The sequence below is a fragment of the Curtobacterium sp. NPDC089185 genome (genome assembly GCF_040685235.1).
Lineage (GTDB): Bacteria > Actinomycetota > Actinomycetes > Actinomycetales > Microbacteriaceae > Curtobacterium > Curtobacterium citri.
The window spans coordinates 66,058-90,535 of the sequence record NZ_JBFBHK010000004.1; the positions used below are offsets into that span (position 1 = coordinate 66,058).

At 72.9% G+C, this 24,478-nt stretch carries 24 protein-coding genes and 2 tRNA genes; 14 read left to right on the forward strand and 12 right to left on the reverse strand.

Annotation, left to right across the window (positions count from 1 at the left end):
- Positions 1-12: 12 nt before the first annotated feature.
- The 7 genes from AB0N84_RS05465 to AB0N84_RS05495 all read left to right on the forward strand — a co-directional run bounded on the left by AB0N84_RS05465 (position 13) and on the right by AB0N84_RS05495 (position 6,227).
- Positions 13-1,023 carry an aldo/keto reductase gene (locus tag AB0N84_RS05465; protein WP_182047247.1) on the forward strand — a complete coding sequence of 337 codons (1,011 nt, stop codon included), beginning with the start codon at positions 13-15 and terminating at the stop codon, positions 1,021-1,023.
- Complete coding sequence (locus AB0N84_RS05470) at positions 1,020-1,613, forward strand: hypothetical protein (RefSeq protein WP_182047248.1); 594 nt, start codon at positions 1,020-1,022, stop codon at positions 1,611-1,613. The genes AB0N84_RS05465 and AB0N84_RS05470 overlap by 4 nt, the downstream gene beginning before the upstream one ends.
- 50 nt (positions 1,614-1,663) lie before the next feature.
- Complete coding sequence (locus tag AB0N84_RS05475; RefSeq protein WP_182047249.1) at positions 1,664-2,041, forward strand: holo-ACP synthase; 378 nt, start codon at positions 1,664-1,666, stop codon at positions 2,039-2,041.
- Between the two features lie 91 nt (positions 2,042-2,132).
- Positions 2,133-2,420: an acyl carrier protein gene (locus AB0N84_RS05480; protein WP_220456241.1), complete on the forward strand. Its 288-nt coding sequence runs from the start codon at positions 2,133-2,135 to the stop codon at positions 2,418-2,420.
- Positions 2,417-3,691 (forward strand): acyl-CoA dehydrogenase family protein, encoded by a 1,275-nt coding sequence (locus AB0N84_RS05485; protein WP_289458565.1) that lies wholly within the window; start codon positions 2,417-2,419, stop codon positions 3,689-3,691. The genes AB0N84_RS05480 and AB0N84_RS05485 overlap by 4 nt, the downstream gene beginning before the upstream one ends.
- Entirely contained in the window at positions 3,688-4,650 is a 963-nt protein-coding gene (locus AB0N84_RS05490; RefSeq protein ID WP_363544262.1) for an amino acid--[acyl-carrier-protein] ligase, read from the forward strand. Before AB0N84_RS05485 ends, AB0N84_RS05490 begins: the two co-directional genes overlap by 4 nt.
- On the forward strand, positions 4,647-6,227 hold the full coding sequence (locus AB0N84_RS05495; RefSeq protein WP_363544264.1) for an alpha/beta fold hydrolase: 1,581 nt from the start codon (positions 4,647-4,649) through the stop codon (positions 6,225-6,227). Before AB0N84_RS05490 ends, AB0N84_RS05495 begins: the two co-directional genes overlap by 4 nt.
- 49 nt (positions 6,228-6,276) lie before the next feature.
- Here AB0N84_RS05495 and AB0N84_RS05500 read toward each other — a convergent pair whose 3' ends face one another.
- On the reverse strand, positions 6,277-7,209 hold the full coding sequence (locus AB0N84_RS05500; RefSeq protein ID WP_289458570.1) for an alpha/beta hydrolase: 933 nt from the start codon (positions 7,207-7,209) through the stop codon (positions 6,277-6,279).
- Between the two features lie 77 nt (positions 7,210-7,286).
- Positions 7,287-7,775, reverse strand: coding sequence for a peroxiredoxin (locus tag AB0N84_RS05505; protein ID WP_069711086.1), 489 nt, complete (start codon positions 7,773-7,775; stop codon positions 7,287-7,289).
- Positions 7,776-8,014: 239 nt separating this feature from the next.
- Between AB0N84_RS05505 and aceE the strand changes: the two genes are divergently transcribed.
- The 6 genes from aceE (at position 8,015) to AB0N84_RS05535 (ending at position 15,850) form a co-directional block, all read left to right on the forward strand.
- Positions 8,015-10,759 (forward strand): pyruvate dehydrogenase (acetyl-transferring), homodimeric type, encoded by a 2,745-nt coding sequence (gene aceE / locus AB0N84_RS05510; RefSeq protein ID WP_363544266.1) that lies wholly within the window; start codon positions 8,015-8,017, stop codon positions 10,757-10,759.
- A gap of 7 nt (positions 10,760-10,766) precedes the next feature.
- Complete coding sequence (locus AB0N84_RS05515; RefSeq protein ID WP_363544268.1) at positions 10,767-11,996, forward strand: helix-turn-helix domain-containing protein; 1,230 nt, start codon at positions 10,767-10,769, stop codon at positions 11,994-11,996.
- A gap of 118 nt (positions 11,997-12,114) precedes the next feature.
- The gene (locus tag AB0N84_RS05520; RefSeq protein ID WP_363544270.1) at positions 12,115-13,068 is read left to right on the forward strand and encodes an ACP S-malonyltransferase; all 954 of its coding nucleotides are present in this window, start codon (positions 12,115-12,117) and stop codon (positions 13,066-13,068) included.
- A 62-nt stretch (positions 13,069-13,130) separates the two neighbouring features.
- Positions 13,131-14,120, forward strand: a complete 990-nt coding sequence (locus AB0N84_RS05525; RefSeq protein WP_363544551.1) for a beta-ketoacyl-ACP synthase III — start codon at positions 13,131-13,133, stop codon at positions 14,118-14,120.
- 84 nt (positions 14,121-14,204) lie between these two features.
- The gene (locus AB0N84_RS05530) at positions 14,205-14,453 is read left to right on the forward strand and encodes an acyl carrier protein (protein WP_058729431.1); all 249 of its coding nucleotides are present in this window, start codon (positions 14,205-14,207) and stop codon (positions 14,451-14,453) included.
- A 152-nt stretch (positions 14,454-14,605) separates the two neighbouring features.
- Positions 14,606-15,850: a beta-ketoacyl-ACP synthase II gene (locus AB0N84_RS05535; protein ID WP_363544273.1), complete on the forward strand. Its 1,245-nt coding sequence runs from the start codon at positions 14,606-14,608 to the stop codon at positions 15,848-15,850.
- Positions 15,851-16,055: 205 nt separating this feature from the next.
- On the opposite strand, the gene AB0N84_RS05540 is transcribed toward AB0N84_RS05535, so the two are convergent.
- The 6 genes from AB0N84_RS05540 to AB0N84_RS05565 form a co-directional block, all read right to left on the reverse strand.
- A complete protein-coding gene (locus AB0N84_RS05540) occupies positions 16,056-16,535 on the reverse strand; it encodes a DUF3145 domain-containing protein (protein ID WP_182047710.1) in 480 nt (159 codons plus the stop codon).
- A 193-nt stretch (positions 16,536-16,728) separates the two neighbouring features.
- On the reverse strand, positions 16,729-17,616 hold the full coding sequence (locus tag AB0N84_RS05545; protein ID WP_363544275.1) for a DUF1684 domain-containing protein: 888 nt from the start codon (positions 17,614-17,616) through the stop codon (positions 16,729-16,731).
- Entirely contained in the window at positions 17,613-18,683 is a 1,071-nt protein-coding gene (locus AB0N84_RS05550; RefSeq protein ID WP_363544277.1) for an AI-2E family transporter, read from the reverse strand. Before AB0N84_RS05550 ends, AB0N84_RS05545 begins: the two co-directional genes overlap by 4 nt.
- A 79-nt stretch (positions 18,684-18,762) precedes the next feature.
- Positions 18,763-18,836, reverse strand: a tRNA-Ile gene (locus tag AB0N84_RS05555).
- A gap of 13 nt (positions 18,837-18,849) precedes the next feature.
- A complete protein-coding gene (locus tag AB0N84_RS05560) occupies positions 18,850-20,061 on the reverse strand; it encodes a glycosyltransferase (RefSeq protein ID WP_363544279.1) in 1,212 nt (403 codons plus the stop codon).
- 100 nt (positions 20,062-20,161) lie between these two features.
- The gene (locus tag AB0N84_RS05565; protein WP_182047703.1) at positions 20,162-21,073 is read right to left on the reverse strand and encodes a multidrug DMT transporter permease; all 912 of its coding nucleotides are present in this window, start codon (positions 21,071-21,073) and stop codon (positions 20,162-20,164) included.
- A gap of 39 nt (positions 21,074-21,112) precedes the next feature.
- Between AB0N84_RS05565 and def the strand changes: the two genes are divergently transcribed.
- Positions 21,113-21,688 (forward strand): peptide deformylase, encoded by a 576-nt coding sequence (gene def, locus AB0N84_RS05570; RefSeq protein WP_363544281.1) that lies wholly within the window; start codon positions 21,113-21,115, stop codon positions 21,686-21,688.
- A gap of 31 nt (positions 21,689-21,719) precedes the next feature.
- On the opposite strand, the gene AB0N84_RS05575 is transcribed toward def, so the two are convergent.
- The 4 genes from AB0N84_RS05575 to AB0N84_RS05590 form a co-directional block, all read right to left on the reverse strand.
- Complete coding sequence (locus tag AB0N84_RS05575) at positions 21,720-22,205, reverse strand: hypothetical protein (protein WP_182047699.1); 486 nt, start codon at positions 22,203-22,205, stop codon at positions 21,720-21,722.
- Positions 22,206-22,329: 124 nt separating this feature from the next.
- Positions 22,330-22,402: transfer RNA gene (locus AB0N84_RS05580), tRNA-Asn, on the reverse strand.
- 124 nt (positions 22,403-22,526) lie between these two features.
- The gene (locus AB0N84_RS05585; RefSeq protein WP_182047697.1) at positions 22,527-23,540 is read right to left on the reverse strand and encodes a D-isomer specific 2-hydroxyacid dehydrogenase family protein; all 1,014 of its coding nucleotides are present in this window, start codon (positions 23,538-23,540) and stop codon (positions 22,527-22,529) included.
- Complete coding sequence (locus AB0N84_RS05590) at positions 23,537-24,469, reverse strand: ATP-binding cassette domain-containing protein (RefSeq protein WP_069711098.1); 933 nt, start codon at positions 24,467-24,469, stop codon at positions 23,537-23,539. The genes AB0N84_RS05585 and AB0N84_RS05590 overlap by 4 nt, the downstream gene beginning before the upstream one ends.
- Positions 24,470-24,478 lie beyond the last annotated feature (9 nt).

The following is a 24,478-nucleotide window of genomic DNA, read 5'->3' on the forward strand; positions in this document are numbered from 1 at the left end:
ACGCTCGGTCCCATGCAGAGTCGCACCCTCGGCCGTACCGGCCGCACCGTGTCCGTCGTCGGCCTCGGCACCTGGCAGTTCGGCGGTGACTGGGGCCCCGTCAGCGAGCAGGACGCGAACGCCGTGATGGACGCCGCCGTCGAGGCCGGCACCACGCTCTTCGACACCGCCGACGTGTACGGCGACGGCCGGAGCGAGCAGCTCATCGGGGCGTGGCGGCAGGCGAACCCGGACGTCCCGCTCACGGTCACGACGAAGATGGGCCGCCGAGCCGACCAGGTCCCGTCGAACTACGTCGCCGCGAACTTCCGCGAGTGGGTGGACCGGTCCCGGCGGAACCTGCAGCAGGACACGCTCGACCTCGTCCAGCTGCACTGCCCGCCGACGCCGGTCTTCGAGGACGACGCCGTGTACGACGCGCTCGACGCGCTCGTCGCCGACGGATCGGTCGCCGCCTACGGCGTCTCCGTCGAGACCGCCGACCAGGCGCTCACCGCGATCGCCCGCCCGCACGTCGCGAGCGTGCAGGTCATCCTCAACGCCTTCCGCCTCAAGCCGCTGGACCGCGTGCTGCCGGCCGCACGGGAGGCGGGGGTCGGCATCCTCGCGCGCGTCCCGCTGGCATCGGGGCTGCTCTCCGGCAAGTACACGACCGACACCACGTTCAGCGAGGGCGACCACCGCAACTACAACCGGCACGGCGAGGCCTTCGACCAGGGCGAGACCTTCAGCGGCGTCGACTTCGAGGACGGCGTGCAGGCGGCACAGGCCTTCGCGGCTGCGCTCCCCGAGGGGGTCTCGGTGCCGCAGGCAGCCCTCGCGTGGATCGTCGCGCAGGACGGCGTGACCGCGGCGATCCCGGGCGCCCGCAACCCGGAGCAGGCCCGATCGAACGCCGGGGCCGCCGACCTCGTCGACGGCGGTGCGCTCGACGGCAGCCCACTCGACCTCGGCGCGCTCGACGCCACCGTGCACGAGCTCTACGACCGGTGGTTCCGGGCCACGGTGCACGACAAGTGGTGAGCGCCCGACCGCCGCGCAGCGCGCGCACGACGGCACCACGCGGTGTCGTCGTGACGCTCGTCGCGGCGGTGGCGGTCGTCCTGCTCGCCCTCTGCACGGCGCCCGCGACGGGGACGACCCGCACCGCGCCTCCCTGGCCGGCGCCCACCGACCTCGAGACGCGGGCCGAGGCGGCGGGGCTGCGGAACGTCTGGGGCGAGCCGCTGGCGGAGCACGTGCACACCCACCTGACGGTGCTCGACGGTGCGACCCCGGTCACGGTCCCCGGTGACGTCGGCCACTCGGCACGCGAGCACTTCGCCGCCGAGCTGCACACGCACGACACCTCGGGCATCCTGCACGTCGAGTCGCCCACTCGGCAGACGTTCACCCTCGGGCAGTTCTTCGACGAGTGGGACGTCTCGCTCGGCGCCGGCCACGTCGGTGGGCTGCGAGGCGAGCTGACCGTGTGGGTGGACGGCCACCGGTACCTCGGCAACCCGCGGTCGATCGAGCTGACGGACCGCCGGCAGGTCGTGCTCGCGGTGACGACGGTCGGCGAGGTCGCGCACCGGCCGGCCCCGTTCGACTGGCCGCCGCAGTACCGCTGACGGACTCAGTACCGCTGAACGGCGTCCCCGCCTCCCCGTACGCTGCCTGCATGACGACGATCCGGACCGGCACGGACCTCGCGGCGGTCGACGACGTCGTCGCGGCCGTCGCCGCCCACGGCGAGCGGTACCTGTCCCGCGTGTTCACCCCGCGGGAGCGCGCCGACGTCGGGGACGACCCCGAGCGGCTCGCCGCGCGCTTCGCCGGCAAGGAGGCCGTGCTCAAGCTCCTGCGTCCAGGGCGCGACCAGGCGGTGCCGCTGACCGACGTCGCGGTCGTGCTCGACGTGTCCGGCGCTCCGCTCGTCGAGCTGTCCGGACGGGCCGCCGAGCTGGCCGCGGCGATCGGTTGCGGTCCCGTCGCGGTGTCGTTGTCCCACGAACGGGGGCTGGCGATCGCCACCGCCGTGGCCATGTCCGAGCGCTGAACGCCGCCGCGACGGTTCTTGCGGCCCGCGTGCGGGTTCGCGCACCCGCACGGCGGTTTTCCGGGCCGCCGCGCTCCTTATGGTTGCCCACATGCACCACGAACCGACCTCCGCAGCGACCGCCGTCGCACTCGCCGCCCCGATCGCCGAGCAGGCGGTCCGCCGTGCCCTCGCCGCCCACGGACGCCTCAGCGTCGACGCGTCCACCGTGGCAGCCATCGCCGACCTCTACGCCCTCGGCCTGACCTCGCACGCGTCCGTCACCGTGATGCTCGCGGTCGAGGACGAGCTCGACGTCGAGTTCCCCGAGTCCGCGCTGCACCGCTCGACCTTCGCCACGATCGAGTCCATCACGGCTGCCGCCGAGGCCGCCGCGTGACCGCCCCGGTCACCACCGACGAGGCGGACGCCCGACCCCTCCCCCGAGCCGGAGCCGGAGCCGGAGCCGCACACGCGACCGGATCCGGACACGGCCCCGCCACCGTCGCCGACACCACGGCGAGCGCCGACCGCTTCGCCGCGCCCGCCGCCCTGGTCGCCGAGGTCGCCGCCCGGTTCGCCGAGGAGGTCGACCGCGACGCTCGTCCCCCGCGCGAGGCCATCGCCGCGATGCGGGAGCACGGCCTCCTCGCCGCAGCGGTGCCGGTGGCCCTCGGCGGTGCCGGTGCCTCGCTCGCCGAGCTCTCCGCGATCGCCACCACCCTCGGTCGCGCCTGCGCCGCCACCGGCATGGTGTTCGCGATGCACCACGGCCAGGCCATGGCGCTCTGGCGGCACGGCGGGGTCGGGCTCGGTGTCTCCGAGATGACCGAGGCCGTCCGCGGCGGTGCCCTCGTGGCGTCCTCCACCACGGAGAAGGGCATCGGCGGCGACGCCCGCCGCAGCACCTGCGCGGTCGAGGTGTCGTCCTCGGGTCGGATCCACCTGCGCAAGGACGCGCCGGTGATCTCGTACGCGACCGAGGCGGACGCCGTGTTCGTCACCGCCCGGCGCGACCCCGACGCGGCCCCCTCCGACCAGCGGCTCGTGATCTGCCTGCCCGCCGAGACCACGCTGACGCAGACGTCCACGTGGGACACGCTCGGGCTCCGCGGCACGTGCAGCAACGGCTGGGTGCTCGAGGCCGACACCCACGAGGACCGTGTGCTCCGCGACGACTACGCCACCATCTCGGCGCAGACCGTCCTGCCGGTCTCGCACGTGCTGTGGGCGTCGGTGTGGCTCGGCATCGCCGCCGACGCCGCCGACCGCGCGCGCAGGACGGTTCGCCGGCAGGCACGCGCCGCGGTGGGGACGACCCCGCCCGGCGCACTCCGGCTCGCCGAGCTCCTCGTCGAGCTGCAGACGTTCGGCGATGCCGTCCGGCACGCCGCCGAGCGGTTCGACGCGGTCGCGGACGACCCGTCGGTGCTCGAGTCCACGTCGTACGCCCTGGCGGCGAACGCGCTGAAGATCAACGCGTCCGAGCAGGTCGTCGACATCGTGACCACGGCGATGCGGATCATCGGGATCGCGGGCTTCGCGGCCAGCGGCCCGGCGAGCGTCGCCCGTCACCTCCGGGACGCCCACGGTGCCGCCGTCATGGTGAGCAACGACCGTCTCCTCCAGAACGACGCAGTACTGGCCCTCACGAGCGGAGCGATCCTGTGACCATCACCGACCCCACCACCACGACCACCGAGGGCGACAGCGCCGCCGCCCTCGCCGCCGCGCGCGCCGACCTCCGCGGTCGCCTGCTCGCCGACGGCGTGCTCATCGACCTCGGGTCCCCCGGCCTCTACGGCCGCACCGGCGTCTTCGAGCGCGTGTACGCGGCGGTCGACGCCGCGGCCGTCCGGAGCCAGGCCGACCTCGACGCCGAGGTCCTGCGCTTCCCGCCCGTCGAGCCCCTGGCCGCGTTCGAGCGGACCGACTACATCGCGTCCTTCCCGGACCTCGCCGCGTCGATCTCCGGGTTCACCGGTGACGACCGCACCCACCGCGCCCTGCTCGCGGCCCGGGAGCGCGGCGAGCGCTGGGAGACCTTCCTGCAGCCCGCCGACCTCATGCTCACGCCGGCGGTCTGCCACCCCGTGTACGGCCTGGTCGGCGACACCGTCCCCGAGGGGGGTCGCACCTTCGACATCGTCGGCGACTCCTTCCGCCGCGAGCCCTCCCTCGACCCGATGCGGCTGCAGGCGTTCCACATGCACGAGTTCGTGCACATCGGCACCCCGGCGTCGGCGAAGACGCACCGCGACGGCCGGATCCCGGGCATGCGCGCCCTGCTCGAGTCGTTCGGGCTCGCGATCGAGGTCGTGCCCGCGAACGACCCCTTCTTCGGTCGCGTCGGCCAGATGCTCGCGCGCAACCAGGTCGAGCAGGCGCTCAAGTTCGAGTTCGTCACCCCCGTGTACGGCCCGGACCACGACGCGACGGCGATCTCGTCGGCGAACCTGCACGAGGACCACTTCGGCACCTCCTTCGGACTGCGCACCGCGGACGGCGGGGTCGCCCACAGCGCCTGCATCGCCTTCGGCCTCGAGCGGATCACGATCGCACTCTTCGCGGCGCACGGCACCGACCCCGACCGCTGGACGTCCGACGTCCGTGCGGCGCTGGCGCTGTGAGCACCCACCACGGCTGGTCCGGCGCACCGGCGCTGCGCGTCGCCGTCCAGCTCCCGCGGTCGGCGCGCGCCGGCGTCGTGCTCTGCCCGCCGCTCGGGCAGGAGGGCGTGATCGCCTACCGCACGCTGCGCCTGCTGGCGGACCGCCTGGAGGCCCGTGGCGTGGCCTCGGTGCGCTACGACCCGTCCGGACGTGGGGACGCCGCCGACGACGACGCGCCCGACGCGCAGGTCCGGTCGGCACGGCACGCCGCGGCGCTCCTGCGTCGCTCCGGCGTCGACCGCGTGGCGTTCGTCGGGCTCGCGTCGGCCGCGCTCGTCGCCGCGGCGGCGGCCGACGACGAGGACGCCCTCGTCGTCTGGGACGCCCCGGCGTCGGGCCGCGCGTGGCTGCGCGGCCAGCGGGCGCTCGCCGCGATCACCATCGGCGCGGACCGCGTGGTCGACGGCGTCGAGTCCCTGGTCGGCATCGACCTCCCACCGGCCGAGCTCGCCGTCCTCGGCGCGCTCGGATTCGCGCCGCGGTCGGGTCCCACGGTCGCCGTCGTCCGACCCGGTGCCGCGGCCCCGCGGGCGCTCGGCGCCGCCGAGGTGCTCGAGGTGCCCGGGACCGCCGAGCTCCTCGACGGCACGAGCATCGACGCCCGGATCCCGGAGGCCGCGGTCGACCGGATCGCCGCCCGCCTGGACGAGTGGGCGCCCGTGTCCGCCGCCCCGACGGTGCCGCCGGCGCTCGTCGAGGTCCTCGACGTCGACGAGCGCGTCTCCGAGCGGATGGTCCGCATCGGCCCGAACGGGCTCTTCGCCATCGAGACCGTCTCGTCGGCGCAGGACGAGGACGCGCCCGTGGTGCTGCTGCACAACGGTGCCGCCGAGCACCGCACCGGCGCCGTGGACTACCAGGTCGCCCTCGCGCGCATCCTGGCCCGCGACGGTGCCCGCGTGGTGCGCGTCGACCGTCGGGGCACGGGCGAGAGCTCAGCGGTCCGGGCGGACGAGGACACCTTCCTGTTCGCGCAGGAGTGGGTCGACGACCAGCACACGGTCGTCGCCGAGCTGCGGATCCCGTCCGAACGGCTCGCGATCGTCGGCATGTGCGCCGGGGCGTGGATCGCCGGACGTGCGGTCGACGACAACCCGCGGCTCGTCGTGGAGATCAGCCCGAACGACTACCGCCGCACGCCCGCCGCGCCCGGCTCGTACGCGGAGTCCGCGCAGGCGGTGGCGGACGCCTCCCCGCTGCGCCGGGCGCTCCGCGGTCCGTACAACCGTCTCGTGCCCGCCCGGGTCCGTGATGCGATCGCCCGTCGGGGCTCGCTCGGCGGTGTCGTCGGACACCTGGCCCCGATCGTCGAGCACGGCACCGACGTGGTCGTCGTCGCCGCCCCCGAGGACATCGAGCGGTTCGAGCGCTACGGCGGTCGCCGCGCCGTCCGACGCTGGGGCGTGCGGGTCTCCGTCGTCGAGGTGCCGGACGGTGACCACGCGCTGTTCTCCCCCGCGATGCGCCGTGCCGTCGTGTCCGAGGTGCGCTCGCGGGTGGCCGCGACCTTCCCCACACGGGTGCCGGTGGGCTGAGCGTCGCGGGTGCCCTGGGCGTTGGCTCCAGGCGCAGCGTCGCCGGCGCTCAGTCGGCCGTCGCCGTGAGGAACGCGGCGACGGCCACGGGTCGCTCGACGTGGGCGAAGTGCCCGCAGTCGTCGAGCACCGCGCTGCGCACGCCGGGCAGCAGCCGTCGCAGGTCGTCGAGGTCGGACGTCCGGGCGAACACGTCGTCGCGCCCCAGGACGGCCGCGACGGGACACCGGACGCTCCGCCAGCGGTCGACGTCGTAGCCGGCGGCGGCCCGGGCGGCGGCGGTGAACAGCGCGGGGCGGAACTCGTCGACGAAGGCGGCGAGCACGCTCCGGTCGAGTCGCCGCACGTGCGCGAACACCGGCGCCGCCACGAGCGGCAGCAGGCCGGTGCGTGCGATGCCCCGGAGCAGGCCGTGTGCCGCGCTGCCGGTCACGAGCAGCCCGGCGCGCAGCAGCGTGAACGCCGGGAGCGTCCGGAGCGCGCGCCACGGGTGCCGCGACGCACGGGCGGTCGCGGTGGTGGTGCCCGAGACGAGCCCCAGGGACCGGACGCGCCGCGGGGCGACGACGGCCAGGTGCAGGCCGACGAAGGCACCCATCGAGTGGCCGACGACGTCGACGCTCGGGAGCCCGAGCGCGTCGAGCACGGCGACCAGCACACGTGCGCCGTCGTCGACGGTGAACGGCGTGCCGGGCGCCGGGGACGAGCCCCAGCCCGGCAGGTCGACGAGCACGAGCCCGCGGGCGCCGAGGCCGTCGGTGGCGGCGAGGAACGGCGTCCACGTGGTCCACGAGCCGGCGACGCCGTGCAGCAGGAGGACGGGGTCCGGCCCGGCGCGGTGGTGCACGACGACCCGGCCGACGGCCGTCGCGACCGTGGTCACGGTCAGCGACCACCTGCCGGCATCGTCCGTCACCGGCCAGGGTGCGTACGCACGGGTGGCGACGGTCTGCCGGACGGGTGCGGTGTCGGTACCGTCCACCGGGCCTCCCGTCCGTGCTCGCGGGCGCGGCTGCGCCCACCGCTCCTTCGGAGCCGGCGGCGGCGTGGAGGGGCCCGTCAGCCGACCGGGACGGGCGCGGTGCACGCCGCGAGGCGGTCGAGCGCCTCGCGGTACTCGGCCACGTCGCGCTGCAGGCCGGGCTCGGTGATGATCGAGGCCTTGATGCGGCCCTGCACGTCGATCACGAAGGTCGCGCGGGTGGCGAAGCCCTTCTTGTCGAGGAACACGCCGTACTCCTTCGACACCGCGCCGTGCGGCCAGAAGTCGGCGAGCAGCTCGAAGTCGTACCCGTGGGTGTCGGCGAAGGACCGCAGCGTCGCCTTGGAGTCGACCGAGATGCCGATGAGCTCCACGCGCTGGTCCTGGAACATCGCGATGTTGTCCTGCAGGGTGCAGAGCTCGTTCGTGCACCCCGACGAGAACGCGAGCGGGAAGAAGACGAGGGCGACCGGGCGGACGCCGCGGAAGTCGCTGAGGCGGACGTGCTCACCGAACTGGTTCGGGAGTTCGAAGTCCGGCGCGAGGGAGCCGATCTCCAGTGCCATCGGTGCGTTGCTTCTTCCTCGGGCGTGGGAGGTGCCCGTGTCACGTGCACACCCGCGGGTCACGCGTGCACGATCGGCCATCGTACGCCGCTGCCACCCGAACGCAAGTACCACCGGCGCACGGCACCATCAGCCAGCGGGTCGGTCGTGGGGCCTAAGGTGGTGTGGGCCCCAACCGGTCGTGACCCGACCACCGGTGGCCCCCATGTCCACCACCACGAGAACGAACGAGGTCAAGGGTGACGGTGAACGACCAGGACCCGCGCAGCACCGCAGGGACCGACCAGGACCCGGAGGAGACCGCAGAGTGGCGTGAGTCGCTCGACGGACTCGTCGCGACGCACGGCCACCAGCGGGCGCGCGAGATCATGCAGAGCCTGCTGAAGCGCTCGAACGAGCTGCACCTCGGCGTGCCGATGGTCCCGACGACCGACTACGTCAACACGATCGCGCCCGAGGACGAGCCGGAGTTCCCCGGTGACGAGGAACTCGAGCGCCGCTACCGCCGGTGGATCCGCTGGAACGCCGCGATCACGGTGCACCGCGCCCAGCGCCCCGGTGTCTCGGTCGGCGGCCACATCTCGACCTACGCGTCGAGCGCCGCGATGTACGAGGTCGGCTACAACCACTTCTTCCGCGCGCAGGACCACCCGTCCGGTGGCGACCAGGTGTTCTTCCAGGGCCACGCCTCCCCCGGCATGTACGCCCGCGCCTACATGGAGGGACGCCTCAGCGAGGACCAGCTCGACGGCTTCCGCCAGGAGCAGTCGCATGCCGGCGGCGGGCTGTCGTCGTACCCGCACCCGCGCCTGATGCCGCACTTCTGGCAGTTCCCGACCGTGTCGATGGGCATCGGCCCGATCAACGCGATCTACCAGGCGCAGCAGGCCAAGTACCTGACGAACCGCGGGATCAAGGACGCCGGCGACCAGCAGGTCTGGGCGTTCCTCGGCGACGGCGAGATGGACGAGGTCGAGTCGCGCGGGCAGCTGCAGGTCGCGGCGAACGACGGGCTCGACAACCTGAACTTCGTCATCAACTGCAACCTCCAGCGCCTCGACGGCCCGGTCCGCGGCAACGGCAAGATCATCCAGGAGCTCGAGGCGTTCTTCCGCGGCGCGGGCTGGAACGTCATCAAGGTCGTCTGGGGCCGCGAGTGGGACGACCTGCTCGCCCGCGACACCGACGGCGCGCTCCTCAACCTGATGAACGCCACGCCGGACGGCGACTACCAGACGTACAAGGCCGAGAACGGCGCCTACGTCCGCGAGAACTTCTTCGGGCGCGACCCGAAGGCGCTCCAGCTCGTCGAGGGCTACTCGGACGACCAGATCTGGAACCTCAAGCGCGGTGGCCACGACTACCGCAAGGTCTACGCCGCGTTCAAGGCCGCGACCGAGCACAAGGGCCAGCCGACCGTCATCCTCGCGAAGACGGTCAAGGGCTACGGCCTCGGTCCGAGCTTCGAGGGCCGCAACGCGACCCACCAGATGAAGAAGCTCACGCTCGACAACCTCAAGCAGTTCCGCGACGAGATGCGCATCCCGGTCTCCGACGCCCAGCTCGACGAGAACCCCTACACGCCGCCGTACTACCACCCGGGCAACGACGACGAGGCGATCCAGTACATGCACGAGCGCCGCCGCGCGCTCGGCGGGTACGTGCCGGAACGCCGGACGAAGTACACGCAGTTCACGCTGCCGGACGAGTCCAAGTACCAGGTCGTCAAGAAGGGCTCTGGCAAGCAGGAGGTCGCCACGACGATGGCGTTCGCCCGCCTGCTGAAGGACCTGCTCCGCTCGCCGGACTTCGGCGACCGCGTGGTGCCGATCATCCCGGACGAGGCGCGCACGTTCGGCATGGACGCGTACTTCCCGACCGCGAAGATCTACAACCCGAACGGCCAGCACTACACGTCGGTCGACCGCGAGCTCCTCCTGGCGTACAAGGAGAGCCCGCAGGGCCAGATCGTCCACGTCGGCATCAACGAGGCGGGCGCCCTCGCGGCGTTCACCGCCATCGGCACCTCGTACTCGACGCAGGGCGAGCCGCTCATCCCGGTCTACGTCTTCTACTCGATGTTCGGCTTCCAGCGCACCGGCGACGCCATCTGGGCGGCGGGCGACCAGATGGCCCGTGGCTTCATGATCGGCGCCACGGCCGGCCGCACCACGCTGACCGGCGAGGGCCTGCAGCACGCCGACGGCCACTCGCCGCTCCTCGCGGCGACGAACCCGGCGGTCGTGGCGTACGACCCGGCCTTCGGCTACGAGATCGGGCACATCGTCAAGTCCGGCCTCGACCGCATGTACGGCACGAACGAGGACGGCTCGCCGGCGCACAGCGACCCGAACGTCATGTACTACCTCACGGTCTACAACGAGCCGCTCGTGCAGCCGGCCGAGCCCGAGGGCGTGGACGTCGAGGGCATCGTCAAGGGCATGTACCTGCTCCAGCCGAGCGAGCACGACGGCCCGAAGGCCCAGCTGCTCGCGTCCGGCGTCGCGGTGCCGTGGATCCTCGAGGCGCAGCAGCTCCTCGCCGAGGACTGGGGCGTGTCCGCCGACGTCTGGAGCGTCACGAGCTGGGGTGAGCTGTACCGCGACGGTCTCGACGCGGAGCAGCAGGCGTTCCTCGAGCCCAACGAGCAGCCGCGCACCCCGTACGTCACCGAGCGCCTGCTCGGGACCGAGGGCCCGGTCGTGGCGGTGAGCGACTTCATGCACGCCGTGCAGGAGCAGATCCGCCCGTTCGTGCCGACCGACTACGCCACGCTCGGCGCCGACGGCTTCGGCTTCTCGGACACCCGCCCGGCGGCCCGCCGCTTCTTCCACATCGACGGCCCCTCGGTCGTCGTGCGGACGCTGCAGCAGCTCGCAAAGCAGGGCAAGGTCGACCACGCCGTGGTCCAGCAGGCGATCGACAAGTACCGCCTGCACGACGTCAACGCCGGCACCACCGGCAGCGCGGGCGGCGAGAGCTGATCTGCGCGTGAGCACACCCCGCACCGACCCTGCCGTGGGCCGGGAGAACGACCGCGAACGCGCGCTCTCCTGGCTCCGGCAGGTGTCGGGCGAACTCTCGACCGCCACCATCAAGCGGCTCGAGGACACCCTGCCCTGGTACAGCGAGATGCCGCCGGGGCGCCGCTCCGCCGTCGGGCTCGTCGCCCAGGCGGGCATCACCTCGTTCATCTCGTGGCTCGAGGGCAGCGCCTCCACCCCGTGGATCGCGGCCGCCGACGTCTTCGGCTCGGCGCCCCGTGAACTCCTGCGCTCGGTGAGCCTGCAGCAGACGCTGCAGCTCATCCGGGTCGTCGTGACCGTGGTGGAGGAACGCGCCAAGGACGACGAGATGCTGCAGGAGGCGATCCTCAAGTACTCGCGGGACATCGCCTTCGCCGCGGCCGACGTGTACGCCCGCGCCGCCGAGGCACGCGGGCTGTGGGACGCGCGGCTCGAGGCGCTCGTGGTCGACTCGATCCTCTCGGGCGAGTACGACGACGAGCTGCCCTCCCGCATCGCCGCGCTCGGCTGGCACGGCCACGGCGAGGTCGCGGTGCTCGTGGGGAACGCCCCGCGGCAGCTCGAGGTCGACCAGATCCGCCGGACCGCACGGCACATGGACGCCGACGTGCTCGTCGGCGTGCAGGGCTCCCGACTCGTGGTCGTCATCGGGCGCGCGACGCCGCGTGACGACGTGCCCGAGGGCGAGGAACCCGTCTCGTTCACCGCGATCGCGCAGGCCCTCGAACCGTCCTTCGGCGAGGGCCACCTGGTGCTCGGCAACGAGGTCCCCGGGGTCGTCGACGCCTCCACCAGCGCGAAGGGCGCCCTCGCCGGGTTCGCCGTGGCGCGGGCCTGGCGCGGTGCCCCCCGTCCGGCGCTGGCCGACGACCTGCTGCCGGAACGCGCACTGGCCGGCGACCCGCTCGCCCGGTCGGCCCTCGTGCAGCGCATCTACGTGCCGCTCAAGGACCAGTCGACGGAGCTCCTCCAGACGCTCTGGTGCTACCTCGACACCGGGCGGTCCCTCGAGGCGACCGCACGGGAGCTCTTCGTGCACCCGAACACGGTCCGCTACCGCCTGCGCCGGGTCGCCGACGTGATCGGGTGGGACGCCACGCACGCACGGGACGCCCTGATCGTGCAGTCGGCGCTCATCCTCGGCGCGATGTCGGAGTCGAGCGCCGGACGCCGGCGCCTGCCCAACCGCCGCTGATCGCGCCGTCCGCGCCGCCCCCGCCGATCCGCGCCGGTGGGGATCGCACAACGACTCCGCCGCATCTGTGTGGGATGTCCACACGGGTGCGGAGCGTGTCGACGGGAAGGATTGACCGGTGATCGTCGTCGTCGCGCCCGGACAGGGCTCCCAGACCCCCGGCTTCCTCGCCCCCTGGCTCGAGGACTCCGCCGTCCGTGACCGCGTCGGAGCGTGGTCCGAGGCGATCGGCGTCGACCTCGCGCACCACGGCACCGAGTCGGACGCCGACACCATCAAGGACACGGCGCTCGCACAGCCGCTCATCGTCGCCGCCGGCCTCGTGACCGCGGACGCCCTGCTCGCCGACGGTCGCCGCGACCTCGTCGGCGGTGTCGCCGGCCACTCGGTCGGCGAGTTCACGGCCGCTGGCGTCGCCGGCGTCCTCGAGCCCACCGACGCCGTGTCGCTCGTCGCCGCCCGCGGCCGCGCGATGGCCGACGCCGCGGCGCTCGAGCCGACCTCGATGGCCGCCGTCCTCGGTGGGGACCCCGACGCGGTCGCCGAGGCCCTCGCGCAGCACGGCCTCGTGCCGGCGAACCACAACGGCGGCGGGCAGACCGTCGTCGCCGGCCCCGCCGACGGCATCGCCGCCCTCGCCGCCGAGCCACCCGCGAAGGCGCGGGTGATCCCGCTCGCGGTCGCCGGCGCCTTCCACACGCGCTTCATGGCGCCCGCGGTCGACCGGGTCGCCCCCGTCGCCGCCGCCACCGCCGCGCAGGACCCCACGCTGCCGATCTGGACCAACGCCGACGGCTCTCGCGTGGACGACGGCCGCCGCTTCGTCGACCTCATGGTCCGTCAGATCGCCAACCCCGTGCACTGGGACGCCGTGATGAAGTCGTTCGCGGCCGCCGGCGTCACCGGCATCATCGAGCTCGCGCCGGCCGGCGCCCTCGTCGGCCTCGCCAAGCGCGGCCTGCGCGGGACGCCCTCCGTCGCCATCAAGACCCCCGACGACCTGCCCGCAGCGATCGAGCTGCTGCAGCGCGACGGCGAGACCGCAGGCCAGGAAGCAGACGCACCCGCATGACCGACAGCACCACCCCGACCACCGCAGCCGACGGGGCGGCGACGAGCCGCGCCTCCCGGCCGATGCTCCAGCAGCGTCGCGGCCACGAGTTCACCCGCATCCTGGCGTTCGGCGCCGCCCGCGGCGAGAACGTCGTGCCGAACGACGACCTCGTCGGGCCGATCGACTCGTCCGACGAGTGGATCCGGCAGCGGACCGGCATCGTCACGCGCAAGCGCGCCGGTGCCGACGTCGAAGCCGTCGACCTCGCCGAGGCCGCCGCGCTCGAGGCGATCGAGAAGGCCGGCATCACGCCCGACCAGATCGGCGTCGTCCTCGTCAGCACCGTGACCCACACCGTCGCGACCCCGTCGATGGCCTCGCTCCTGGCCGAGCGGATCGGCGCGACGCCTGCCGCCGCGTACGACGTCAGCGCCGCGTGCGCCGGCTACGCCTACGGCATCGCCCAGGCCGACTCGTTCATCAAGTCCGGGCTCGCCGACCACGTGCTGGTCGTCGGCGCCGAGAAGCTGAGCGACGTCGTCGACCCGACCGACCGGTCGATCTCGTTCCTGCTCGGCGACGGTGCGGGTGCCGCGGTGGTCGGCCCGAGCGACTTCCCGGGCATCGCCCCGACGATCTGGGGCTCGGACGGCTCGAAGTGGGACGCGATCGGCATGACCGCGACCTACAACGAGTGGGCGGCCGGCGCCCCGCGCCCCACCATGCGTCAGGCCGGGCAGACGGTCTTCCGCTGGGCAGTGTGGGAGATGGTGAAGGTCGCCCGGGAGGCCCTGGAGACCGCGGGCGTCCGTCCGGAGGACCTCGCCGCCTTCGTGCCGCACCAGGCGAACATCCGCATCATCGACGAGTTCGCCAAGCAACTCGGCCTCCCCGACACGGTGACGATCGCCCGCGACATCACCACGACGGGCAACACGTCCGCCGCGAGCATCCCGCTCGCCACGCACCGGCTGCTCGAGGAGCACCCGGAGCTGTCCGGCGGCCTCGCGCTGCAGATCGGCTTCGGCGCCGGTCTCGTGTTCGGCGCGCAGGTCGTCGTCCTCCCCTAGTCCCCCGCGCCTTCCGGGCGCGGGCGGTGCCCGTGCCCTAGGCTGGTCCACGGTCAAACGACACCCCCCTCAAGGAGAACACCCATGGCCCTGTCCAACGAAGAAGTCCTCGCCGGCCTGGCCGAGCTGATCAACGACGAGACCGGCATCGCGACCGACACCGTCGCCGCCGACAAGTCGTTCACCGACGACCTCGACATCGACTCCATCTCGATGATGACCATCGTCGTGAACGCCGAGGAGAAGTTCGACGTGAAGATCCCGGACGAAGAGGTCAAGAACCTCAAGACCGTGGGCGACGCCGTCGACTACATCACCAAGGCCCAGGCCTGACGCGAGCTTCCTGAGCGCCGCGGCCGCGGACACCCCGCGGTCCGCGGCGCTCGTCTCGTTCACCCCAGCGGTCGCGCGCCGACCCGCGCTCGACCGAACGGACGGGCGTCCACCGGCGCCCGGCCAGTCCACACGAAAGAACACGTCGTTCCATGACCAACAAGACCGTCGTCGTCACCGGGATCGGTGCGATCACACCCCTCGCCGCGACCGCCCCGGAGACGTGGGAGGCGCTGCTCGCCGGGAAGTCCGGCATCACCCGCATCGGGGACGAGCGCTACGCCGACCTCGAGATCCCCGTCGAGTTCGCCGGCCAGGCGCGCCGCTTCCTCACCGACCAGCTGACGCGCCCCGAGTCGAAGCGCCTCGACCCCTCGTCGCAGCTCTCGCTCGTGGCCGCGCGTGAGGCATGGGCCGACGCGGGCATCGACCCCGAGACCGTCGTCCCCGAGCGCCTCATCGTCGACTGGGCGACCGGCATCGGCGGCGTCAACACACTGCTCGACGCCTGGGACACCCTCCGCGAGAAGGGCCCGCGCCGCGTCCTGCCGATGACGGTCCCGATGCTCATGGCGAACGGCCCCGCCGCCGCCATCGAGATGGAGTTCGGCGCCCGTGGCGGTGCCCGCACGTACCTCTCCGCCTGCGCCTCGTCCACCGAGTCGCTGGCCGAGGCCTACCGCCACGTCGCGAACGGCGAGGCGGACATCGTCATCGCCGGTGGTGCGGAGGCCGCGCTGCACCCGCTGCCCCTCGCCGCGTTCGCGTCCATGCAGGCGCTCTCGCGTCGCAACGACTCCCCCGAGACCGCCTCGCGCCCGTACGACGTGACGCGTGACGGCTTCGTCCTCGGAGACGGCGCCGCGGCGCTCATCCTCGAGTCGAAGGAGCACGCCGAGGCGCGCGGCGCGAAGATCTACGCCGAGGTCGCCGGGTCCGGCATCACCTCGGACGCGTTCCACATCACCGCGCCGGACCCGGAGGGCAGCGCCGCCGCCCGTGCGGTCATCACGGCCCTCGAGCACGCCGGTGCCGCCCGCGAGGACGTCATCCACGTCAACGCGCACGCCACGTCGACCCCGGTCGGTGACGTCGCGGAGTACCACGCGATGCGCCGGGTCTTCGGCGATCACCTCGACGACATCGTCGTGTCCGCCACGAAGGCGTCGACCGGGCACCTGCTCGGTGGCGCCGGCGCGATCGAGGCCGTGTTCACCGTCCTCGCCCTGCACGAGCGCGTCGCCCCGCCGACGATCAACCTCACCCAGCAGGACCCGGAGATCGTCATGGACGTCGCGACCGCGCCGCGCGAGCTGCCCGCGGGCGACCTGCTCGCCGTGAGCAACTCGTTCGGCTTCGGCGGACACAACGCCGTGGTGGCGTTCCGCACGGCCTGATCACGTCCGCGGTCCGTCCGCGACGGCCGGGAGGCCCGTCCTGCGTCCGCAGGGCGGGCCTCGGTCGTCGCGTGGCCGGCTCGGGCGCTGGAGGGGACGCCCGAGTCTCGCCGTGTGCGACACCGCTCGTGCTGCTGCGCCCGAGGAGTGTCGCGCAGACCGAGTCTCGCGGCGGCACCGCGGACCGCGGTCGGCAGACGGCGCGTCAGCCGACGCGGTGGAGCCAGACGACGGGGTTGCCCTCGGCCGCGTGACGGAACGGCTCGAGCTCGTCGTCCCACGCCTGGCCGAGCGCCAGCCGGAGTTCACGGTGCAGCTCGAGGGCGTTGCTGCCCGCGACCTCCATCGCGTAGCGGACCCGGTCCTCGGGCACGACCATGTTGCCGGACACGTCCGTCTGCGCGAAGAACACGCCGAGGTCCGGCGTGTGCATCCAGCGACCACCGTCGGATCCCTCGGTGGGTTCCTCGGTCACCTCGTACCGGAGGTGCTCCCACCCGCGCAGGGCAGAGGCGATCGCCGCACCGGTGCCGACCTGCCCCGTCCAGGTGAACTCGGTCCGACGGGAACCGTCGAGCGCGGGCTGGTCGAGCCACGAGAAGTTCACGGCACGGCTCATCGCGCGACCGGCCGCCCATTCGACGTGCGGGCAGAGCGCGCGTGGTGAGGAGTGCACGTAGAGCACTCCTGTCGTCGTTCCGTTCACGATTCCTCCGCTTCGTCAGGTGCGACTTCCCCATCGACCTGTGGTGCGGAGTCCCGGTACGGAACTTCGGTATCTGATTGTGATGTCCTCGCGGACACGCCCATTATGCAGCGTCCGGGCTGGGAGCGCCACACCCGGGCGACGAGCGGGATCCGGCTCAGTGCGGGACCGGTCAGTGCAGGACGGACCCCGACGCGTCGACGGGGTGCCGCTCCCCCGCGGTGAGTGCCACCGGCAGGCGGTTCTCCTCGGGCGGGACGGGGCAGGCGTACTGGTACGAGAAGGCGCAGGGCGGCAGGACCAGGCGCTCCCAGTCGAGCGTCACGTCGTACCGACCGGAGTCGGCGGACCGGTCGGGCTGCTCGGGCCGGTCGGGCTGCGCAGACCGATCGTGCTGCGCAGACCGATCGGGCTGCTCGGGGTCGTCGAGGTACAGGAAGCGTCCCATCGAGTACGAGCTCCCGGCGTCGTCCTCGGGCAGCGTGCTCGTCGTGTCCTGCACGATGAGCTGCAGCCGGCGTCGGCCGTGGAACGGCGCAGACCGGACCGCCGTCATGCGCACCGTCGTCCCGTCGATGGTGGTCTCGATCGTGCCCGCGACCGGCAGCGGGTCGCCGGCGGCGTCGGTGAGGTGACCGGGTGCCTCCCGGCCGGACCAGGGTTCGTACCGCCCGCGCGTGACCCAGCCGCCCGGCCGGGCCGCGAAGCGGTCGATGCGGGCGAAGCGGGCGACCGCGTCGGAGGCTGGGTCCCAGACCCGCAGGGTGGTGCCGTGCACCGTCCCGGCGAGGCCGTCGCGGAACACGACCGTCGACGGCACCACCGCGGTGTCACCGGCGACGAGGACCGTCCCGTCCACCGGGTCCCCGTCGACGACGACGCCGTCGCCGATCGCGGCCGTCACGGCGAGGCCACCGACCGCCGGGGCCCACGTCCCGGCGACCGGCCACACCGGCTGCGGTCGGTCGACCGCCTGCGCGTTGACGAGCGCGAGGGGTCCGCGAGCGCTGCGGGCCCAGGCGTCCCGGGCGGCGACGTGCTCGCCGAGGGTCTCGGTCACGCCTGCTCCTGTCGGGGGTAGATGACCTTCTGCACGATGATGATCGCCGAGGCGGCTGCCGGCACCGCGACGAGGGCGCCGAGCACGCCGCCGATCGTCCCGCCCGCGACGGCCGCGATCACCACGAGGGCTCCGGGCACCTGCACGGCGCGCGACATGATGCGCGGGGAGATGACGTACGCCTCGACCTGCATGTACACGAGGTAGTAGATCGCTGCGGCCAGGGCCGTCGCCGGCGAGGCGAACAGGCAGAGCAGCGAGATCACGGCCGCTGCGGCCACCGTGCCGACGAGCGGGATGAGCGAGCCGAGGAACGCGAAGGTCGCCAGCAGCACCGGCAACGGCGCGCCGATGACGAGCAGGAAGACCAGGCTGAGGATGCCGTTGATGAGCGCCTGGCTGATCTGCCCGACGACGTAGCGGCCCACGGCCTGGGTGATCTGCTCGCTGACGTCGACGAAGTTCTGCCGGCGCGACGCCGGGACGAAGCGGTAGGTCATCGACTTCAGGCCTCGCATCGACGCCAGGAAGTACAGCATCAGGATGATGACGATGACGGCGCCGGTCAGGCCGGACAGGATGCCGCTGCCCACCGCCAGGATGCCGCCACCGAGGCTGAGCAGGTTGCCCGGGTCCTCGACGAAGGACTGCAGCGACTCCAGGGAGTGGTTGATGTCGAACGACCCGGCGAACTGTCGCGACAGGTCCTGCACCCAGTCCTGCCGCGAGATGTCCTGCACGATCTCGGGGAAGTTCTGGATCAGGTTCGTCGCCTGCTGGATGAGGATCGGCACCACCGCGAACACCACGCCCACGAACGCCGCCAGGACGCCGACGACGACGATCGTGATCGCCGACCAGCGTGGGATGAAGCGCTCGAGGAACGAGACGAGCGGGTCGATGCCGAGCGACAGGAACAGTGCGACGCCGATGTAGACCAGCACCGTGCTGAGCTGGTGCACGATCGAGCCCGCGACCAGGGCGATGAGCACGCCGAGGGCGCCCATGAAGCCGATCCGGAAGGCGTTGACGCGCACGCCGGTGCCCGCGGACGTCGTCTCGAACACCACGTTCGGTGTCGGGCTGTGGTCGTCCGGGGCCGGGCCTTGCGCGGCCGGGGCGTTCCGTTTCCTGGGCAGGTGCACGTAGGGCGGGCGGGACTTGAACCCGCGATCGTTCGGTTATGAGCCGAGTGCCTTGACCAGCTTGGCTACCGCCCCTCGCCGGCGACCCTCAGGCCACCGGCTCCCCACGATACAGCGCCTCGAACGTCGCGAGCGTGCGGTTGATGTCGTGCGCCTCGATCATCGTCAGGCTGCGCGCGCGCATCGCCTCGTACTCCTCGTCCGGAGCGGTCAGCACCTGCGTCAGCTTCGCGGCGAGGTCGTGCACGTCGCCCGGACGGAACAGGTACCCGTTGCCGTCGATCAGGTGCGGCAGCGCCATCGAGTCCGCGGCGACGACGGGGAGCCCCGACGCCATCGCCTCGAGCGACGAGATGCTCTGCAGCTCGGCCGTCGACGGCATCGCGAAGACGGTGCCGTTCGTCAGGGCCCGACGCTTCTCCTCGTCGGAGACGAACCCGGCGAACCGCACGCGGTCCTCCAGCCCGAGCTCGCGCACCAGGGCGGTCAGCTTCGGGATCATCTCGCCGCCGCCGACGATCGTCACCGTCGCGTGCAGCTCGGCCGGCAGCAACGGCAGCGCCCGGATCAGCACGTCGAGGTTCTTCTCCGGGGCCACCCGGCCGACGAAGACGATGTCGTTGCCCGCAGGACGCCCGCTCCGCGCGGTGTACCGGGAGGCGTCGATGCCGCACGAGATCGCGAGGACCTGCTGCCCGGCGATCGCGTCGCGGAGGTAGTCGGCCGCGAGCACCGTCGGCGCGGTGACCGCGTCGGCGAGCCGGTAGGTCTTCGCGGCGTCCCGCCAGGCGAGCTTCAGGGCGACGGGCAGCGTGCGCGGCCCGAACGGCATGTAGTCGAGCAGGTTCTCCGGCATGAAGTGGTTCGTGCCGATGATCCGGATGCCCCGGGCGTGCGCCTCCTGCACGATGCCGCGACCGACGAGGAGGTGCGACTGGATGTGGACGACGTCGGGCCGCACCGCGTCCAGGATCGGTGCGGTCCGGGGGCGGATCGTCCACGGCCACACGAAGCGGAACCAGGCGTGCCACGGCCACTTGTGCGACTTCAGCCGGTGCACGGTGAGCGTGACGCCGCGGTGCTCCTCGTCGAAGCTGCCGTGGTGCGCGGTCGGCGCCGGGGCGACGACGTGCACCTCGTGCCCGCGTTCGGCGAGACCGACGGCCAGCTGCTCGGCGAAGGTCGCCGCGCCGTTCACGTCGGGCGGGAAGGTGTCCGCCGCGATGAGGACGCGGAGCGGTCGGGTTCCGCCGGTCGCACCCGTCGCGTGGGCGGTGGCGGTGGTGGCGTCCTCTGACACGGCTGGCATCGTCCTCTCGTGGGCGGTTGCTGGTCGGTCCTCGACGGTACCGCACGGTCCCGGCAGGCCGCGTCCGCCCCGCGGCGGGTCCCGCGGCCGCTCAGCTCCGGGTCTGCGGGTGGTGCTTGGCGAGCAGGAAGACGCCCGTGATGGCGATCACCGCGGCGACGAGGAACCCGAGGACGGCGATCCACGGCGCCCCTGCGGCCTCGCCGAGCACGATCACGCCGATGCCGACCGCGACGATCGGGTCGATCACCGTCAGCCCCGCGATGACCAGGTCCGCGGAGCCGCTCGAGTACGCGTTCTGCACGAAGTACCCGCCGAGTGCCGCGGCACCGATCACCCCGACGACCGCGATCGCGGTCAGCCAGTCGAAGGTCCCGCTGAGGAAGCGGTTGAGCACGACCTTGGCGAGCGTGGCGACGAAGCCGTAGAGCACACCGGCGCCGACGATGTAGTACAGCGCGCTGGCACGCTTCGCCGCGAAGCGGAAGGAGACCAGGACGACGACGAGGACCACCGCCAGGACCACCAGGATCGTGACGAGCTGCTGGCGGCTGATCGCGCTCTCGCGGCCGACGACCGCGGCGATGGCGACGAAGATGCCGACACCGACGATGCAGGTCCACACCGCGCGACGAGCCTGCTGCCCGAGGGGGACGCCCGTCGACCGCGACGAGAACCACGTCGTGATGACGAGCGCGACCGCGCCGAGGGGCTGCACGACGATGAGCGGCGCGTTCGTGATGCTGATGAGCTGCAGGACGACCGCGAGGCCGAGCATGAGCGTGCCGAGCACCCACCAGCCGCTCGTCAGCAGCCCGACGACGTGCCGGACCGAGAGCCCCTTCGACTGGCGACCGAGCCGCGCCTCGACCCGCTGCACCCCGCGGCTCTGGTACTGCGCACCGAGGGAGAGGAAGACGGCGCCGACGAGCGCGACCGGGATCATCAGGGCCTGGAACGGGGTCAGGTTGACCGCTTCCGGGATCGGCAGGTCCGTCGTCACGCGACGAGGCTACCGGTGCTGCCCGGATAACCTGGGTGAATGCCCGTCCTCCCCATCCGCATCACCGGTGAACCCGTCCTCCACGAGCGTGCCGCCGAGGTCACCGAGTTCGACGACGACCTGCGCTCGCTGGTCGACGACATGTTCGCGACCATGGACCTCGCGCCCGGCGTGGGACTGGCCGGGCCGCAGGTCGGCGTGGGCAAGCGGCTCTTCGTGTACTCGTGGACCGACGACGACGAGGTCCTGCACCGCGGCGTCGCGGTGAACCCGGTCCTCTGGACCAGCCCCCTCGTGCCCGAGTCGGTCGAGGAGCTCGACGAGGACGACGAGTCCGAGGGCTGCCTCTCGATCCCCGGGGAGCGCTTCCCGCTCCGCCGCGCCGAGGGCGTCCTCCTCCGCGCGGTCGACGCCGAGGGCACCCCGTTCGAGGTCGAGGCGCACGGGTGGCTCGCGCGCATCTTCCAGCACGAGTACGACCACCTCGACGGTGTCCTCTACGCCGACCGCCTGGTGCACCCGTACGCCAAGCAGGCGGTCAAGGCGGTCCGGAAGAGCAGCTGGGGCACGCCCGGCAAGTCCTGGCTCCCCGGGCGCGACCACCCCGAGGGCTGACGGCGCGCAGCCGCCGGACGGGAGGCGCGGCTCAGCCCCGGTAGGTCGCCAGCGCCCGGCGCAGGTGGTCGTGTTCCGGGTGTCCGGGGCAGTACTCGAGGAGCCCGGCCGCCAGGTGTGCCTGCTCGTCCGTGGTGACCGCCGTGTCCCACGGCGCGACACCGCGCTCCGCGCAGGTCGCCGCGAGCTCCCGCAGGTCGACGTGGTCGTCGGTGGCCCGGACGGCAGCCTGCTGCTGCGCCGACATCGAGGACCCCGTGATGGGCTTGGCGGTGCAGTCGGCCCGCTCCGCCTCCCACGCCGCGGCGTACGTCGTGAAGGTCTCCGTCACCTCACCGGCATCGGTCGAGCAGACGAACGCGAAGACGATCGGTGCGCTGCCGGAGGCCGAGACCTCGGCCTGGGTCGTGCCGTCGAGCGACTCCTCGGGCTCGGTCTGCCCCGTCGTGCACGCGCTCAGGCCCAGGGCGCCGAGGACGACGAGTCCCGCTGCGAGGGCTCGACGGGCGGTGATCACCTGTGAACGCTAACAGCTTCCGGCCGCGTCGCACCTGCGAAGGCCGGAAGCCGAGCCTCGGCTCCGCGGACGCCGCCGCAACGACCGAGGCCCCCACCGTGATCGGTGAGGGCCTCGTCTCCTGCTCCCCGAGTTGGACTCGAACCAACAACCTGCCGGTTAACAGCCGGCTGCTCTGCCAATTGAGCTATCGAGGATCACTGTCCGCTGGCGAATGTCGTGCGAACAACGGGTAACAGCATAGCAGCACCCCGAGCCCGGTCCGTGCATCCACCACGCATCCCGGGCGCGCCGTGTCCACCGCGGCCCGCACGGGGTCCGTCAGTAGCCGGCGCCCGGGTCCACGACCCCGACGAAGCCGTCGCCCGTCCCGGACAGGAACGCCCCGGTGTTCGTCCGCACCCGCTCGGCGAGGAGCGGCGCCACCATGTCCGGCGTGTCCGCCTGGTGCGGCGTGATGATCGCTCCGGGCTCGCTCCAGAGCGGGTGCCCGTCCGGCAGCGGCTCGGGGTCGGTCACGTCGAGTCCCGCTGCGGCGATCTGCCCCTCGCGGAGCGCGGTCACGAGCGCGTCGGTGTCGACCAGGCCGCCGCGCGCGATGTTCACGAGCCGTGCGGAGGACTTCATGATGCGGAACTGCTCCGCCCCGAACAGCTTCGACGTCCCCGCGGTCATCGCCGCGGCGACCACGACGACGTCGGCGTCCGGCAGCACGTCGTCGAGCGCGTCGGTCGTCACCGTGCGGTCGGCGCCCGGCACCGGGTCCGACGACCGGCGCACCACCGTCACGGACACCTCGAACGGCGCCACCAGTCGGATGTACTCGAGCGCGATGCCGCCCGCGCCGACCACGACGACGTTCCGCCCGTAGAGCGAGACCCCCTCGGGCTCGGTGGCCCACGACGTCGCCCGGGCCCGCTGCTGCAGCACCCGGAGGGTCCCGAGCGTCAGCGCGAGCGCGTGCTCGGCGACGGGTTCCGCGTAGGCGCCCTTCGCCGAGGTGAACAGCACCCGGTCACCGTGCTCCGCGATGAGGTGCGCGAAGGCGTCGACGCCGGCGAAGGGCAGCTGCACCCAGCCGACCCCGGGAGCGCGGGACAGTGCTGCCGCGAGCCCGTCGGGGTCGCGCGCGTCGAGCCACACGATGCCGCGTGTGTCGTCTCCGAGCTCCCCCACCGTGCCGCCCGCCGACCGGACCGCCTCGACGTGCAGGTCGGCCGACCGCGGCAGGATCGCCACCGGCCCGGCCGTCGGCGGGTCGACCGGCAGCGGTGCCCCGGCGTCGGTGACGACCGCACGGTGGCCGCGGGTGCCGGACGGGGCGGTGGGGCTCATGCGTTCTCCTGACGGTCGGAGCGGGGACCGGTGCCCGCGGCGACCGGTCGACGTGGAGCGGACGAGCGGCGCGGTGCAGCCGGCGCGGCGGGCCGACGCTTCACCGGTCGCGCGGCGGTCGCGGCGAGGGTCTTGACGTAGGGGTCGACGGGGTTGTCGAGGACCTCGTCGAAGGTGCCGAGACCGACCAGGCGACTCTCGGCCATGATGCCGACGCGGTCGGCGAGGGCACGGGCCTCGCGGAGGTCGCTCGACACCACCACCGCCGAGAACTGTCGCCCGACCTGCAGGTTCGCGAGCGCCTCGAGCACGGACTGGCGGACGAGGACGTCGACGCCGCGCGCCGGTTCGTCGGCGACGAGGAGCTGGGGCTCGAGGACGAGCGCACGGGCCAGGGCGACGCGCTGCCGCTGTCCGCTCGAGAGCTCCCAGGTGTTGAGGCGCATGACACCGAGCGGCAGGTGCACGGCGTCGACCAGGCGCGCCACCATGAGGCCGGCCTGCTTGCGATCGAAGCGGCGGTCCCGCACGTAGATGGGCTCCGCGATGGCCTCGCCGACGGTCAGGTCGGGGCTGAGCCGGTCGGCGGCGTCCTGCGGCAGGTACCCGATGCGGCCGGTCAGGCGCTGCGCCTTGCGTGACGCCGGCCGGAGCCCGCGGACCTTCTGCCCGAGGACGGTGAGCTCACCGCCGACGACCTGGCGACGGTGTGCACCCTCGCCCTCGCCGGTGGCACCGAGCTGCCCCGCGACGGCGGCCGCGAACGTGGACTTCCCGGACCCGGACTCCCCGAGGAGCGCCAGGATCTCGCCCTGCCGGACGGTGAGGCTGACGCCGTCCACCGCCCGGATCGGTGCCGAGCCGCGCACGCCCCGGTACTCGATCGACACGTCGTCTGCGACGACCGCCGGGCCGTTCACCGCGATCATGGGTCCCCT